Source organism: Microbacterium karelineae (assembly GCF_009745985.1).
Taxonomy (GTDB): Bacteria; Actinomycetota; Actinomycetes; order Actinomycetales; family Microbacteriaceae; genus Microbacterium; species Microbacterium karelineae.
This window is the reverse complement of the sequence record NZ_WFIX01000190.1, coordinates 425,280-438,940: the sequence shown is the minus strand read 5'-3', so window position 1 is coordinate 438,940 and position 13,661 is coordinate 425,280. Positions and strand designations below refer to the sequence as shown.

Here is a 13,661-nt window from a genome sequence, read left to right as displayed (position 1 = left end):
TCAGCTGTCCTTGCCCGCCGTGATGCGCTGCTGGATCACGGCGAAGAAGAGGATGATCACGGTGAGCACGAGTGCGAGCGCCGCACCGAACCCGAAGTTCCCGAGCGAGAAGGCCTCCTTGTAGACCTGCGTCGCCAGCGTCTCCGTCGCCCCCGACGGACCGCCGCCGGTCAAGGCGAGGATCTGGTCGAACACGCGCAGGCCCTGGACGAGGCCGAGCGTCGTCGCGATCGCGACCGCCGGACGGATCGCCGGCATCGTCACGTGCCAGAAGCGCTGCCAGAGGCTCGTGCCGTCGAGCGCGGCCGCCTCCTCGATCTCAGGCGGAACGCCGGCGAGCCCCGCCATGTAGATCACCATGGCGAATCCGGTCGTCTGCCAGACGACGACGAGGAGAACCGTCCAGATCGCGAACGCCGGATCGGCGAGCCACGGGCGCACCCACTCCCCCAACCCGACCGACTCCAGGAAGATGTTGATCGGCCCGTTGTACTCGAAGATGAACCGCCAGATATAGGCGGTCGCCAGCGGGGAGAGGACGACGGGCATGAAGAAGACGACCCGCAGCGCGTAGCGCGTCTTCAGCGTGCGGTTGAGGGCGACCGCGAGCGCGAGCCCGCCGACGTTCGACCCGATCACCGACAGGAACGCGAGGAACAGCGTGTTCCCCAGCGCGAGCAGGTACCGCGAATCGGTGAAGATCGTGCGGAAGTTCTCGAACCCGATCAGGCTGAAGGATCCGATCCCGCTCCAGTCGGTGAAGGCGAAGAACCCGCCGACCGATGTCGCCGCGTAGTGGATTCCCAGCACCATGAGGACGCCGGGAAGGGTCCACCACCAGTGCCCGAACCTCACGAGGCCCGCGCGCCGCTGCGGCAGGTGCCCCCACCGCCGCGGCTTCGCGCGGGGGACGATGAGCGCCTCGGTCTCGGAGGTGCCAGGTGATGCCGACATGCTCAGCCTCTCAGGGGTCGTGCCCGGCGGCCGGACCGCGAGGCGCGGCCGCCGGGATGGGATGTGCGGTGTGCGGATCAGCGGTCCCAGGCCGCGTCGAGCGACGCGAGCACGGAGTCGACCGTCTCCTGGCCGCTGAGGAGTCCCTGCACGCCGCCGCCCAGGGCCTCGTAGACGGCGGGGCTCGTCCACCCGGAGTTCGGCAGAGGGGTCACCGCGTCGTCGCGGATGAGGTCGGCCACCGGGCCGTACGTGCCGCCGTCGAAGTCGTACTCGTCGAGGCCCGTGATGGGCAGACCGCCAGAGATCTCGGCGAAGCGGTTGGCCTGCTCGGGCTCCGCGAGCCAGGCGAAGAAGTCCTCGACGGCATCCGCGGCGTCCGACGCGGCGTTGATCGACAGCGAGTACGTCGGGTTCAGGATGCCGACAGCAGGATCGGATGTCGTCGCCGGTGGGAAGGCATGGATCCGGAGTTCGGCGTCCGGAGCGGCCTGCGCGAGCTCCGTCGCGGTCGCGCCGGGGGCGAAGAATCCGATCCCCTGGCCCGTCGCGAGCCCGTTCGTGAGCGCGTCGAAGCCGGCACCGACCGCTCCGTCCTGCAGGCATCCGGACGCCTCGAGGTCGACGATCGCCTGCATCGTGTCCGCCCACCCGGGCGATTCCGCGAACGTGACCTCGCCGGCGGCGCGCTGTTCGTTCCAGTCGGGCGTCTCGCCGTAGACGCGTGTCGCGGCGATGTTCATCGCGAGCATGCCGGTGTTCGGGCCTGCCGCACCCGCGACGAGGAGCGCCGACTTGCCCTCCTCGCTCGCCTGCGTGCACAGGTCGATGAACTCGTCCCAGTCCGCGGGGAACGACGTCGCGCCGATGTCGCTCAGCGCGACCTCGTTGAGGATGAGACCGGAGAACGCGGTGACGAGCGGCTGTGCGTATGTCGATCCGTCGAGCGTGAAGAACGATTCCGCGCTCTCGGGCACGAGCGCGGCGGACGCCTCGCTGAGCGGCTCGAGGAACCCTGCCTCGGCGAGCGGGATGACGCTGCGGGTCTGACCGGATCCGCCCTCCGTCTGGAACACGTCGGGGGCGTTCCCGGCCTGCAGCTGCGTCCGCAGGGTGTCGCCGTAGGTGTCGTTGGGGACGGCCTCGAGCTCGATGGTGACGCCGTCGTGCGTCTCCATGTACTCGTTCGCCAGGGTCTCGAACGGGCTCTCGAGCGTGTTCGACGCGGAGTACATCAGCGAGAACGAGTCCCCGCTCCCGCCGACACCCCCGTCCGAGCCGGAGCAGCTCGCGAGCGCGAGCGTGCCGATGGCGGCGGCTGCGATCGCGCCGGTCGTGCGCGTGCGGCGGATGATCTTCTTCGACATGTCCTGCCCTTTCGACGTCATCGTCTGAACCCACTCTCGGCCGCCTCGTGACGGCTCCGCGATGAGATAAGGCGATTCTGACAAAGTTTTGCCCGAAACACACATAAGCGTTGCGAATGCGTGACATAAGTGCGCGAGCGAGGCGCGCCCCAGAATCCCTCGCCTCGATACGCCCGGGCCGTTCCATCGATAGGATCGATGCACTCGGCGGCACGAACAGGGAGGTTCACGTGACCGAACACGCGCTGCTGTCGCGGCTCGACCTCAACCTGCTCGTCTCCCTCGACGCGCTGCTGACAGAGCGCAGCGTCACGCGCGCGGCCGAGCGCCTGCACCTCAGCCAGCCCGCGCTGAGCGCCTCGCTCGCGCGTCTGCGGACCCACTTCGGGGATCCGATCCTCGCGCGGCGCGGCAACACCTACGAGCTCACGCCGTTCGCCGTGCGCCTCTCCGAGCACACGACGGGCGCGCTCGAGGCGGTCCGCCGCATCTTCGAGAGCGAGGCCTCCTGGGATCCTGCCGAGTCGACACGCGAGTTCTCGATCTACGGATCCGACTACGGATTCGTGACGATCGGCCGGGTCGCTTCGCGCCTCGCGGCCGAGCGCGCACCGGGCGTGCGGTTCCGCTTCATGCTGCACAACCCGACGATCGTCGACGACGCGGCCAACCGCCTGCGCTCGGCCGACGGGATGATCATCCCGCACGGCTACCTCTCCGGCCTCCCCTGGACCGACCTCTGGCACGACGACTGGGTCGCGGTGGTCTCGGAGACGCACGGCGACGATACGGCCGACGCGCTGTCGATGGACGACCTCGAGGCGCGCCCGTTCGTCATGACGTATCAGTCGCGCTCGGCGTTCACCTCGGCGGTGCGACAGCTGCAGCAGCTCGGCATCGAGCCGCGCACGGCGGCCGTCGTCGAGAGCTTCCTCGCCCTGCCGCACTTCGTCGCCGGCACGAACCGCGTCGGGCTCGTGCAGGCGGCCCTCGCCCCCATCGTGCGACAGACCGAGGGCGTGCGCGTCGTGAAGCTGCCGTTCGACGCCACCCCGCTCGTCAACGCGCTCTGGTGGCACCCCGCGCACGACCGCGACCCCGAGCATGCGTGGATGCGCGCCCTGCTCGAGGAGGCGGGCCGCCTCGTCGAGGAGGGCGTGCGGGACGCCTGACCGCGCGGCCCCTTCGAATGCCTCAGATCGAGCCAAGACGGCGATCTTGGAACCGTCTGCGGCATTCGAACGCCACCCGTCACGAGGTCGACAGGCGCAGCGGCTCATCGAGTCGCTGGCACGACACACGGCAAGCGAGGCGAGTCTCGCAAAGGATGTCTCCGGCGACGGCGGCACGATCACTCCGGCGACGGTGAGGAGCCACCTCGACGGTCTGGCGAGGGTGTTCGCGTTCGAGGAGCTCCCGGCGTGGAGCGTCGCGCTGCGCTCACGGTCGCGCCTGAGGAGCGCGCCCAAGCTCCTGCTCACCGAGCCCGCCCTCGCGTGCGCCGCCCTCGGCATCGGCATCGATCGCCTCGCGTCCGATCCGGAGTTCTTCGACCAGGTGTTCGAGGCGAAGGTCGTCCGCGACGTCCGCTCGCTTGCCAGCGTGGAGCTCGGCAGGGTCCATCACTGCCGCGACAACACCGGGCTCGAGGCCGACGCGTTCATCGAGCAACCCGACGGACGCTGGGTCGCCCTCGAGGTCGAGCTCGGTTCCTCGCGGACCCCGAGGCGGAGGCGAACCTCCTGCGCCTCCGCGACGAACTCGTCGACACCTCGACGATCGGCCTGCCCGACTTCCTCGCCATCATCACTGCGACCGAGTCCGCGTGCACCCTGCCGTCCGGCGTCCACGTCATCCCGCTCGCGCTGCTCGAGGCCTGACCTTCGAATGCCGCGGACTGCTCCAAACCGGCGATCTTGGAGCAGTTTGCGGCAGGCGAAGCGCGGGGGTGCGCGCTGAATGCCGCCGATCGTCCCATATCCGCGAGTTTGGGACCATCTGAGGCATTCGACGGGCGCCTACCGGAGCGCGGAGGCGCTGCGGCGGATGAGGTCGTGCTGCCGGCGCACGAGCACGAGCGGATCCACCTCGCCGAGCTCGGCGAACGCGTGTCCCTCCCACTCGCTCGACCAGAAGCCGCGGTATCCGCCCTCGACGAAGACGCGCACGAGCTCCGGGTAGTCGATCGCGGGCTCCTCACCCGCCTCATCGATGTCGTAGAACTTCGCGTGCACGTGCATGATCTGCGGCATGATGTCGGCCCACTCCGCCGGATCCACGTGCCCGTGCATGTTGAACGCGAGATGGGCGAAGGATCCGAGCTGGCCGGGATCGAAATCGCGGCCTTGCAGATACTCGATGAGCTCCTCCTGGCGCTCGCGCATCGACGCGTCGGTCGCCCAGATCGCCTGGAGGCGGTCGAGCGCCTCGCCGTCGAGGCCCGCGCGCTCGACGGCGCGCAGGAGCGTGGGCGACATCCGCCGCATCGTCGACGAGAAGTCGGCGACGAAGCCGAGCAGCGGGGATCCGAGCTCCTCGTACACCTCGCGCACGCGCAGGATCTCCGGCGCGTTCGGCCCCGCGGGCGCGTGGATCTCGTAGGCGAGCTTCACGCCGAGTTTCTCGGCGAGCGGCAGCAGGCGGCGCAGCAGCTCGGGCTTCGCGCTCTGGATCCGGATGAGCGGGAAGTCCAGGCGCGCGGCGCCCTCGAACAGCACGCGCGTGAACTCGTACTCCTCGTCGGGCGTCATGTCGCGGTCGCGGCGGCGCCCCATGTCGAGGTTCGCGCCGAACGAGCTCGCGACGAAGCCGTGCCGGTCGAACGCCCCGCGCCAGGCCCTCTCGAAGTCGTCCGTGACGACGGGGTACTCGGGCAGCATCTGGGAGGCGACGATCTCGATTCCGGGGCCGATGCCGAGGTCCGCGACGCGGTCGAGCAGGCCATCGAAGTCGAACCAGCCGGCGCGGTACTCGGCGCTCGCGGAGTAGAGCGTGAGACCGAAGGGGAACGGATCCGACTCCGCGGGCGGCCGCGGCTCGGTGATCCGCTCGAGCGCGGGAGGCGCCGCGTCGCGATCGGTCGCGACGAGCCGCTCATCCTGGTGCACGACGTTCGGCACGTACATGCCGGGGCCGCCGTCCTCGCCGGGCGCGATCTGCATATACGGCAGGCGCAGTTCGCCGTGGATCACGACGCCGTGTGCCTCGCCGACGGCGATCGGGGTCTCGAGACGCACCACGAGGAGAGGGTGCTCCTGCAGCTGCCACAGCGTCTCGCTCTGCTCCGGCAGCTCGTCGAGGGCGTAGCGCCGTCCGCCGAGTTCGAGGACGAGGTCGGCCTGCGGCACCTCGGCGCCGTCGATCGCGAGGGTGATCGACGTGACCGACGAGAGCCAGAGGCTGCGGTACCACGGGATCTGCAGGCGCAGCGCGGCACCGTCGGGGTGGGCGCGCAGGCTGTCGTGTGCGATCAGTCCGTTGGGCATGTGGCGCTCCTTCGTCGCAGGTGTCCGTCTGCGCCCGACGCTACGCTTCTTCCGCCACAAACACACATAAGTGAACCTGATGTCAGCAAAAGCCTCGGATGATGCGAGGACGCGGGTGGTCCGCTGAGGATGCACCCACCGGTCACGAGCGCAGAGAGCGACATCGGGGTCCGCGGGTGGGCCCACGCCGCCCGCGGCTCCGCGCGACTCGCCAGCAGCGCGTGGAGGGGCGGTGGGGACGCCCCGCGAGGTGCAACGAGACATCCCCCTGGGAGGCGGCGGAGCCGCGACCAGGGGGATGCAGGAGGTCGAGTGCGCAAGGGGGGACTTGAACCCCCACGTCCGTAAGGACACTGGCACCTGAAGCCAGCGCGTCTACCGATTCCGCCACTTGCGCGTGTTCGCGTCACCGCGAACTCAACTTCCCGAGAATACCATGGCGGCGAGAGCGTTCGCCAACCGGGCCACCCCGTGTCATCCGTGGGAGTGACCTGAACGTCATCCCAGGGTTCGACTCGCGCTGACAGGGGTGGCCAGTAGCATGACGCATACCCGTATCCGAGATCGAGGAGCACCGTGGGATTGCTTGACAGCTTCGAGAAGGGTCTCGAGCGTGCCGTGAACGGCGCGTTCGCCAAGACCTTCCGCAGCGGCATCCAACCCGTCGAGATCGCGTCCGCGCTCCGCCGTGAGATGGATACGAAGGCCGCCATCGTCAGTCGCGAGCGCATCCTCGCGCCCAACAGCTTCGAGGTGCGCCTCAGTCCGGCCGACGCCGAGCGCATGCAGGCCCTCGGCCGCTCGCTCGACGACGAGCTGCGCGACATCGTCCAGGCGCACGTGAGCGCCCAGGGCTACAGCCTCTCCGGCCCGCTCTCGATCGAGCTGCGCGCTGCAGAGGGCGTCTCGACCGGCACGATCGACGTCCTCAGCTCCTCGGCGGAGGGCCGCGTGTCGTGGAAGGCGGTCCTCGACATCGACGGGCGACGCCACCAGATCACGCGTGCGCGCACGGTGATCGGGCGCGGGTCCGACTCCGACATCACGATCGCCGACTCGGGAACGAGCCGCCGCCACGTCGAGATCCTGTGGGACGGCGAGCGCGGCATGGTGCGCGACCTCGGGTCCACGAACGGATCCCGCCTCGACGGCCAGAAGGTGAAGCAGGCGGGCCTCGCCGATGGTCAGACGATCACGATCGGCCGCACGAACATCGTCTTCCGCGTCGTCGCGACAGCGGCGCCGCGCGCGGAGCAGCTGCCCGACCAGGGCGACGCGACGCAGATCATCGACGCCTTCCACGGGGGGCGCCCATGAGCGAACTCACTCTCTTCATCCTCCAGTACGGCTTCCTCCTGCTCCTGTGGGTGTTCGTCTTCGTCCTGATCTTCGCCCTGCGCGCCGATGTGTTCGGCGGGCGCGTGCGCAAGCTCCCGGATCCTCCGGTCGCGGCGAGCGCCTCGCCCGCGGCGCCGGCCGTGGATCCGCAGGCGCAGACGGTCGCCCACGGCATCACGCGCGGGTCGACCGAGTCCGAGTCGGCGACGGCGGCGTCCGCCGGTCGCATCGTCATCACGTCCGGGCCGAAGGCGGGACTCGAGATCCCCCTCGGCTCCGAACCGCTCACGATCGGCCGCTCGGGCGAGTCGGGCCTCGTGATCCGCGACGACTACACCTCGAGCCACCACGCGCGCCTCGTGCGCTACGCGGATCAGTGGATGATCCAGGATCTCGATTCGACGAACGGCACCTTCCACGACGGCGCGAAGGTCTCGCCGAACTCACCGGTCGCGGTGAGGATCGGCGCGCCCATCAAGGTGGGCGCCACGACCTTCGAGCTCAGGAAGTAGCCGTCGCCTGATGGTCTTCGAGGGCTCCAGCGCCGCGATCTCCCACACGGGGCGGGTGCGGTCGAACAACCAGGATTCGGGCTATTCCGGCTCGAACCTGTTCGTCGTCGCCGACGGCATGGGCGGCCATGCGGGCGGCGACGTCGCGTCAGCCGTCGCGATCAGCCGGCTGCAGCCCCTCGACACCCACTTCGAGTCGCCTGCGCAGGCCGAGGAGGCACTGCACACGACGATCGTGTCGACGGCAGGCGACCTCATCGACGTCGCCGCCCGCAAGCCGCAGCTCGCGGGCCTCGGCACGACCGTGAGCGGCATCGTCATGGTCGACGAGTACGCCGTCATCGGCCACATCGGCGACTCGCGCATCTACCTGTATCGCGACGGCGACCTCACGCAGATCACGACCGACCACACGTTCGTGCAGCGCCTCGTCGAGACGGGGCGCATCACGCCGGAGGAGGCGCGCTACCACCCGCGCCGGTCCGTGCTCATGCGCGTGCTCGGCGACATGGACGCGAACCCCGAGGTCGACACCTTCATCATGCCGACCCGGCCCGGCGATCGCTGGGTGCTCTGCTCGGACGGACTCTCGGGCGTCGTCGACGACGCGCACCTCGCGAAGACCCTGCGGCAGGAGATGCCTCCGGCGCGCACCGCCGACAATCTGCTCAAGCAGGCGCTCGACGGCGGGGCGCCCGACAACGTCACGCTCGTCATCGTCGACGTCGGCGGGCAGCACCCGCTGTACACGGGAACGCCGACGATCGTCGGCTCGGCGTCGAATCCCGACGGCGTCGACGTCCCGGCGTCGCGCTCGCTGCTGCCGACGGGCTGGCTGCATCCCCAGCGCGCCGCCGCGAACGAGCCGAGCCACTTCGAGCCCGACAACGAGTATCTCGAAGAGCTCATCGCGGAGGACCGGCGCCGCGTGCGGCGCCGCCGGATCGTCGGATTCGGCGCCCTGCTGCTGCTCGCCGCGGCGATCGCGACCGGCGCCTGGCTGTTCTACAGCTGGACGCAGACGCGGTACTACGTCGGCACCGACGAGGACAGCGTCGTGATCTACCAGGGCATCCAGCAGTCGATCGGGCCGATCGCGCTGTCGACCGCCTACGAGGACACGGGCGTGCCGATCGACGAGATCCCGGCGGCGTGGCGCTCGCGCGCCGAGGAGACGATCAACGCCGACTCGCTGGAGGAGGCGCGGCAGATCGTCGAGAACCTCATCTCGCGCGTGCCGGCCCCGAAGGACGACCCGCCCGAAGAGGCGGATCCCGAGCCGACGCGCACACCCGATCCCACGCCGTCCGCGGCGACAGACGGAGGCGGTGACGCATGACCGACATCGAGATCGACGACGCGCCGGACAGGGGCGTCAAGAAGGAGCTGCGGCGCATGCGCAAGGCGCAGCGCCTGCGCAACCGCGAGCTCATGCTCCTGCTGTTCGCGATCCTCCTGACGGGGGCCGCGTTCGTGCTCGTGCAGTTCGGGGCGCTCGGCGGCATCGACCAGCCGATCCTGTACGTCGTCGCCGCGATGTGCGCGCTCGCGTTCGTCGTGCACATCGTCCTCCGGATCCGCGCATCGCAGGCCGACCCGTTCCTGCTTCCCGTCGCGCTGCTGCTGACGGGCCTCGGCACCGCGATGATCTACCGCATCGACCTCGCGGACGACACCTCGGCCGGCCTGCACCAGCTCATGTTCGCGATGCTGTCGATCGCGCTGTGCGGCGCGCTCGTGTGGATGCTGCGCAACCATCGCGTGCTGTTCCGATACACGTACATCTTCGGCCTCACCGGCCTCATGCTGCTCGTGCTGCCGTTCATCCCGTTCCTCAACGGCGGCGGCAACGCCACGGTGTGGATCCGCGTCGCGGGCTTCAACTTCCAGCCGGGCGAGATCGCGAAGATCTGCCTCGCGATCTTCTTCGCCGGCTACCTCGTCCGCACGCGGGAGAGCCTCGCCTCGACGGGCAGGAGGATCCTCGGGTTCACGTTCCCGCGGGCTCGGGAGTTCGGCCCCCTGCTCGTGATCTGGCTCGTATCGATGGGCATCATCGTCGCCCAGCGCGACCTCGGCACGGGGATGCTCATCTTCGGGATGTTCGTCGCGATGCTCTATGTCGCGACGGGCAAGACGGGGTGGGTGCTCATCGGCGTCGTGCTCGCGGGCGCGGGCGCAGTCGCCGCGACGTTCGTCATGCCGTATGTGCACGGCCGCTTCGACGCGTGGATCCACGCGTTCGACGACACGCTGTACAACGATCCCGCAGGCGGGAGCTTCCAGCTGGTCAACGGCCTCTTCGGCCTCGCACACGGCGGCATGTTCGGCACGGGGCTCGGCCAGGGCCGGCCGAGCCTCACGCCCGTCGCCAACAGCGACTACATCATCCCGAGCCTCGGCGAGGAGATGGGGCTCGTGGGGCTGTTCGCGATCTTCGCGCTCTACCTCGTGTTCATCAGCCGCGGCGCGCACATCGGCGTCGCCGGCCAGGACGACTTCGGCAAGCTGCTCGCCGTGGGCCTGTCGTTCACGCTCGCGCTGCAGGTGTTCATCATGGTCGGCGGCGTCACGCGCGTGATCCCCCTGACGGGCCTGACGACGCCGTTCCTCGCCGCGGGCGGATCCTCTCTGCTCGCCAACTGGCTCATCGTCGCGATCCTCTTCCGCGTGAGCGACGCCGTGCGCCGACAGCCCAGGGCGGTGATCGGATGACCAAGGAGATCCGGCGGCTCAGCATCATCGTCGTGTTCATGTTCGTCGCGCTGTTCGCGTCGACGAGCGTGATCCAGGTCGTGACGGCGAGCGATCTCGCAAGCGACCCGAACAACCGCCGCACCCTGTACGACTCGTACGAGGTGCGCCGCGGACCCCTCATCGCGGGCGGAGAGCAGATCGCGCGCTCGCAGTCGTCCGACGACCTCTACGCATACCAGCGTCTCTACCCCGACGCCGAGATGTGGTCGGGCATCACAGGGTGGCTCAACCCGGCCCTCGGCACTGCGACGGGCATCGAGCAGACGATGAACCAGGAGCTGTCGGGCTTCGCCGACTCCGCGTTCCTGGCGAGACTCGAGCAGGTCATCACGGGCCAGGAGCCGCGCGGTTCGTCAGTCGAGCTGAGCCTTGACCCCGCCGTGCAGCGCGCCGCGTACGAGGCGATGGTGGGTGCGGGCTACACGGGCGCCGTCGTGGCGATCGAGCCCGACACCGGACGCATCCTCGGGCTCGTCTCGACGCCAGGATTCGACACCAACCAGCTGTCTGTGCACGATCCCGGCGCCGCGCAGAGCGCATACGACCAGCTGCTGGAGGACGAGCGCGACCCGCTCATCAATCGGGCGATCTCGGCGATCTACCCGCCGGGATCCACCTTCAAGCTCGTCGTCGCGGCCGCGGCGCTGTCGTCCGGCGACTACGACGCCGACAGCACGTTCGACAACGTGGCCGAGTACACGCCGCCGGGAACGAGCCACCCCGTGATGAACGCGACGCGCGGCACGTGCGGCGGCGGCGGCGAGGTCACGCTCGCGACCGCCATCGAGCTGAGCTGCAATGTGCCGATGGCCGAGCTGGCGGTCGAGCTGGGCGACGATGCGATCCGCGAACAGGCCGAGAAGTTCGGCTTCAACCTCGGCTACGAGGTGCCCCTCGCGACGGCCGTCTCGGGCTACCCGACGGGGCTCGACAGGGCCCAGACCGCCCTCACCGGCTTCGGTCAGGGGCAGGTGACCTCGACCCCGCTCCAAGTCGCCCTGTGGTCGGCCGCGATCGCGAACGACGGCACCGAGATGAGCCCGTGGATGGTCGACCAGGTCGTCGGCGACGATCTCTCGGTGCAGAAGCAGTACGCGGCATCCGAGAAGGGGCAGCCGCTGAGCGCCGACGACGCCGACGCCCTCACCGACATGATGGTCGCGAGCGTCGCATCCGGCGCCGCGACGGGTGCAAGAATAGAGGGCGTTGACGTGGCCGGGAAGACGGGCACCGCAGAGAACGACACCGACGAGCCCTACACGCTGTGGTTCACCGGCTTCGCCCCCGCGGATGATCCCGAGGTGGCGGTCGCCGTCGTGGTGGAAGACGGCGGCGGCATGGGTCAATCAGGTTCAGGGAACACGATCGCGGCTCCCATCGCGAAGAAGGTCATGGAGGCGGTGCTCGCACAATGAGGCCAACGCAGGGTGTGACGTTCGGTGGGCGCTACGAGCTGATCTCGCGCATCGCGATCGGCGGCATGGGCGAGGTGTGGGAGACGACCGACCACGTCATCGGCCGCACCGTCGCGATCAAGATCCTCAAAGACGAGTACATGGGCGATCCGGGCTTCCTCGAGCGATTCCGCGCCGAGGCCCGCCACGCCGCGCTCGTCAACCACGACGGCATCGCGAGCGTGTTCGACTACGGCGAGGAGAACGGATCCGCGTACCTCGTCATGGAGCTCGTGCCGGGCGAGGCCCTGTCGACGCTGCTCGAGCGCGAGAACTCCCTGCCCTCGGACAAGGTGCTCGACTACGTCTCGCAGACCGCCTCGGCGCTGCAGGCGGCGCATGCGGCGGGCCTCGTGCACCGCGACATCAAGCCGGGCAACCTGCTCATCACGCCCGACGGCCGCGTGAAGATCACCGACTTCGGCATCGCCCGCATCGCCGATCAGGTGCCGCTGACGGCGACCGGCCAGGTCATGGGCACGGTGCAGTACCTGTCGCCCGAGCAGGCATCCGGCCACCCCGCGAGCCCGGCGACCGACATCTACTCGCTCGGGATCGTCGCCTACGAGTGCCTCGCGGGCAAGCGTCCCTTCACGGGCGAGTCGCAGGTCGCGATCGCGATGGCGCAGATCAACGACACCGCGCCGCCGCTGTCGGAGTCGATCCCGGCCCCGGTGCGGAACCTCGTCCTCGCGATGATCGCGAAGAAGCCCGCCGAGCGTCCGGCCTCGGCCGCGGCCGTGTCGCGCGCCTGCAACGCGCTGCGCCGGGGCGACATGGCGGCCGCCGTGGCCGCGGCGCCGATGATCGGCGCGGGCGCCGCGGCATCCGACGGCGATGTCACGCAGCTGCTCGGCGCGACGGGCACCGCGACGCAGATGATGCCGACGACGTCTCCCCTCCCGATGGGCGAGGCGGCCCCGGATGCGGCCGAGAAGCCGAAGAAGAAGCGCAGCCCGTGGACGGGCCCGCTCATCGCCCTCATCATCCTGCTCGCGGTCGTGATCGGCGGCACAGTCTGGGGGATGACGACGGGCTGGTTCGGCGGAGGCGACCCCGGCGCGAGCTCGACGCCGACGCCCTCGACCGAGGCGACCCCGACGGACGAGCCCACCGAGGAGCCCACGCCGAGCGCCTCGCTCATCGACGTGTCGGCGTTATCCCTCGAGGGCCTGACCTGCGATGAGGCGAGCCGCACGATCAGCGAGCAGAGCGCGCGGATCACCCTCGTGTGCACCGACGGCAACGCGGCGTCGACGGAGGACGAGGTCGACACGATCTACGAGGTCTCCCCGCGCGGGTTCGTCGCGGAGGGCACCGAGGTCACGGCGACCGTGTACGGCGAGCTCGTCGAGATCCCCGCACCGGAATCGGCGCCGACGTTCAGCGAGAGCGAGCTCGTGCGCGGCGAGACGGCCCAGCTGAACTGGCAGCCGTACTCCTGCCCGAGCGGCACGGGCGATGTCTCGGGCTATCGCGTCACCGTCGAAGGCGCCACGTTCGACGACGGATCCACGGACCGCGTCTTCGGCGTGGGCGGCTACGTCACGCAGGTGACGATCGACGATGGCGCGAACTACGTCAGCGCGTCGTATCAGGCGCTCTGCCAGAGCGGAGACTCGCAGCGCAGCTCCGAAACCGCCGCCATGGAGCCGGTGCCGGCCGTCGCGGCGGACGAGCCCGAGCCGACTCCCACGCCGGAGCCGGGCGACGACGGGCAGAGCGACGGCGGCCAGAACGACGGCGGCCAGAATGGCGGCACCGGTCAGGGCGAGGGCGCGAACGGCTGATGCG

11 protein-coding genes and 1 tRNA gene are annotated in these 13,661 nt (G+C 69.7%); 8 read left to right on the top strand and 4 right to left on the bottom strand.

What is annotated here, in order from left to right:
* Together GB932_RS15205 and GB932_RS15200 are read right to left on the bottom strand one after the other, a co-directional pair.
* The gene (locus GB932_RS15205) at positions 1 to 954 is read right to left on the bottom strand and encodes a carbohydrate ABC transporter permease (RefSeq protein ID WP_156761522.1); all 954 of its coding nucleotides are present in this window, start codon (positions 952 to 954) and stop codon (positions 1 to 3) included.
* A 77-nt stretch (positions 955 to 1,031) separates the two neighbouring features.
* A complete protein-coding gene (locus GB932_RS15200) occupies positions 1,032 to 2,321 on the bottom strand; it encodes an ABC transporter substrate-binding protein (RefSeq protein WP_156761521.1) in 1,290 nt (429 codons plus the stop codon).
* Between the two features lie 230 nt (positions 2,322 to 2,551).
* On the opposite strand from GB932_RS15200, the gene GB932_RS15195 reads away from it, so the two are divergent.
* Positions 2,552 to 3,493, top strand: coding sequence for a LysR family transcriptional regulator (locus GB932_RS15195; protein WP_156761520.1), 942 nt, complete (start codon positions 2,552 to 2,554; stop codon positions 3,491 to 3,493).
* On the top strand, positions 3,426 to 4,280 hold the full coding sequence (locus GB932_RS20720; RefSeq protein WP_156761519.1) for a DUF4143 domain-containing protein: 855 nt from the start codon (positions 3,426 to 3,428) through the stop codon (positions 4,278 to 4,280). The genes GB932_RS15195 and GB932_RS20720 overlap by 68 nt, the downstream gene beginning before the upstream one ends.
* Before the next feature lie 59 nt (positions 4,281 to 4,339).
* Here the strand turns inward: GB932_RS20720 and GB932_RS15185 are convergent, their stop codons facing one another.
* Complete coding sequence (locus tag GB932_RS15185; protein WP_156761518.1) at positions 4,340 to 5,806, bottom strand: C-glycoside deglycosidase beta subunit domain-containing protein; 1,467 nt, start codon at positions 5,804 to 5,806, stop codon at positions 4,340 to 4,342.
* Positions 5,807 to 6,119: 313 nt separating this feature from the next.
* A tRNA-Leu gene (locus tag GB932_RS15180) sits at positions 6,120 to 6,203 on the bottom strand.
* A gap of 179 nt (positions 6,204 to 6,382) precedes the next feature.
* Between GB932_RS15180 and GB932_RS15175 the strand changes: the two genes are divergently transcribed.
* From GB932_RS15175 to GB932_RS15150, 6 genes are read left to right on the top strand one after another with little or no spacing between them, the layout of a single operon-like run.
* Positions 6,383 to 7,123: an FHA domain-containing protein gene (locus GB932_RS15175; protein ID WP_156761517.1), complete on the top strand. Its 741-nt coding sequence runs from the start codon at positions 6,383 to 6,385 to the stop codon at positions 7,121 to 7,123.
* Positions 7,120 to 7,656, top strand: coding sequence for an FHA domain-containing protein FhaB/FipA (locus tag GB932_RS15170; RefSeq protein ID WP_156761516.1), 537 nt, complete (start codon positions 7,120 to 7,122; stop codon positions 7,654 to 7,656). The genes GB932_RS15175 and GB932_RS15170 overlap by 4 nt, the downstream gene beginning before the upstream one ends.
* 10 nt (positions 7,657 to 7,666) lie before the next feature.
* Positions 7,667 to 8,995 (top strand): PP2C family protein-serine/threonine phosphatase, encoded by a 1,329-nt coding sequence (locus GB932_RS15165; RefSeq protein ID WP_156761515.1) that lies wholly within the window; start codon positions 7,667 to 7,669, stop codon positions 8,993 to 8,995.
* Complete coding sequence (locus GB932_RS15160) at positions 8,992 to 10,371, top strand: FtsW/RodA/SpoVE family cell cycle protein (protein WP_156761514.1); 1,380 nt, start codon at positions 8,992 to 8,994, stop codon at positions 10,369 to 10,371. The genes GB932_RS15165 and GB932_RS15160 overlap by 4 nt, the downstream gene beginning before the upstream one ends.
* Positions 10,368 to 11,828, top strand: a complete 1,461-nt coding sequence (locus tag GB932_RS15155; protein WP_156761513.1) for a peptidoglycan D,D-transpeptidase FtsI family protein — start codon at positions 10,368 to 10,370, stop codon at positions 11,826 to 11,828. The genes GB932_RS15160 and GB932_RS15155 overlap by 4 nt, the downstream gene beginning before the upstream one ends.
* Positions 11,825 to 13,657 (top strand): protein kinase domain-containing protein, encoded by a 1,833-nt coding sequence (locus GB932_RS15150; protein WP_156761512.1) that lies wholly within the window; start codon positions 11,825 to 11,827, stop codon positions 13,655 to 13,657. Before GB932_RS15155 ends, GB932_RS15150 begins: the two co-directional genes overlap by 4 nt.
* The last annotated feature ends 4 nt before the right edge of the window (positions 13,658 to 13,661 follow it).

Bases quoted from the DNA above. Each gene is read 5' to 3' on its own strand.
- GB932_RS15155 (WP_156761513.1), top strand. From the start codon at position 10,368: ATGACCAAGGAGATCCGGCGGCTCAGCATCATCGTCGTGTTCATGTTC.
- GB932_RS15165 (WP_156761515.1), top strand. From the start codon at position 7,667: ATGGTCTTCGAGGGCTCCAGCGCCGCGATCTCCCACACGGGGCGGGTG.
- GB932_RS15185 (WP_156761518.1), bottom strand. From the start codon at position 5,806: ATGCCCAACGGACTGATCGCACACGACAGCCTGCGCGCCCACCCCGAC.
- GB932_RS15200 (WP_156761521.1), bottom strand. From the start codon at position 2,321: ATGTCGAAGAAGATCATCCGCCGCACGCGCACGACCGGCGCGATCGCA.
- GB932_RS15205 (WP_156761522.1), bottom strand. From the start codon at position 954: ATGTCGGCATCACCTGGCACCTCCGAGACCGAGGCGCTCATCGTCCCC.
- GB932_RS20720 (WP_156761519.1), top strand. From the start codon at position 3,426: ATGCGTGGATGCGCGCCCTGCTCGAGGAGGCGGGCCGCCTCGTCGAGG.
- GB932_RS15160 (WP_156761514.1), top strand. From the start codon at position 8,992: ATGACCGACATCGAGATCGACGACGCGCCGGACAGGGGCGTCAAGAAG.
- GB932_RS15150 (WP_156761512.1), top strand. From the start codon at position 11,825: ATGAGGCCAACGCAGGGTGTGACGTTCGGTGGGCGCTACGAGCTGATC.
- GB932_RS15170 (WP_156761516.1), top strand. From the start codon at position 7,120: ATGAGCGAACTCACTCTCTTCATCCTCCAGTACGGCTTCCTCCTGCTC.